Origin of the sequence: Shewanella submarina, assembly GCF_042646185.1 — a bacterium.
Lineage (GTDB): Bacteria > Pseudomonadota > Gammaproteobacteria > Enterobacterales > Shewanellaceae > Shewanella > Shewanella corallii.
On the sequence record NZ_JBHRTD010000009.1, the window covers coordinates 1 to 746 of the forward strand.

General features: G+C 45.4%; 2 tRNA genes. Both read left to right on the plus strand.

Going from position 1 to position 746, the window contains the following annotated elements:
* The first annotated feature begins 241 nt into the window (after nucleotides 1–241).
* A tRNA-Ile gene (locus ACFOE0_RS08155) sits at nucleotides 242–318 on the plus strand.
* Nucleotides 319–423: 105 nt separating this feature from the next.
* Nucleotides 424–499: transfer RNA gene (locus tag ACFOE0_RS08160), tRNA-Ala, on the plus strand.
* Nucleotides 500–746 lie beyond the last annotated feature (247 nt).

A 746-nucleotide genomic window follows, 5' to 3' on the forward strand; every position in this document is an offset into this window, starting at 1 on the left:
CCTGGGGCTGGATCACCTCCTTACCTAAGCGACACATTGATTTCTGCTGAGTGTTCACACAGATTGTTTAGTAATGAAAAGCAAAGAATGATTATCTGCGAGGCCTGGTTTTTACTAGGAAAGCGCAGCTAATTTGAGTCAGGCCAAGGCGCTTGAGCAATGAGGAAGGATGTGTAGCAGCGCTACATGACGACCGAAGCGCGAAAGCAACACAGGCATGGCGCAAAAGAGCAAGCGAAATGGGTCTGTAGCTCAGGTGGTTAGAGCGTTCGCCTGATAAGCGAGAGGTCGGTGGTTCAAGTCCACTCAGACCCACCAATTTCTCCTGATACTTTGTTGAAACGCAACTCGTTTAGCGGACTAAACGTCGTCGCACTTCGCTGCGTCTCAGAAGAAATTCTTCAGATAACTATTCAACTGTATGGGGCTATAGCTCAGCTGGGAGAGCGCCTGCCTTGCACGCAGGAGGTCTGCGGTTCGATCCCGCATAGCTCCACCACTTCCTTCTTCACTCTTTGGGAATAAAGAGATGGAAGTGACTCATACAGTCTCGGGGATGGAGACGCCAAAGATAAACACGATTTATCTTTGGCTTTTTTAAGCCTGATTTTGGCCCTTGAAGGTCAAAATATGCTCTTTAACAATTTGGAAAGCTGATAGTAGAAACTAAGTCGAAAGATTTAGTTAATACAAAATGAGTTCTCAAAAACTTTAATCAAGTTAATTGAGTATTCTAATCAAGGCGT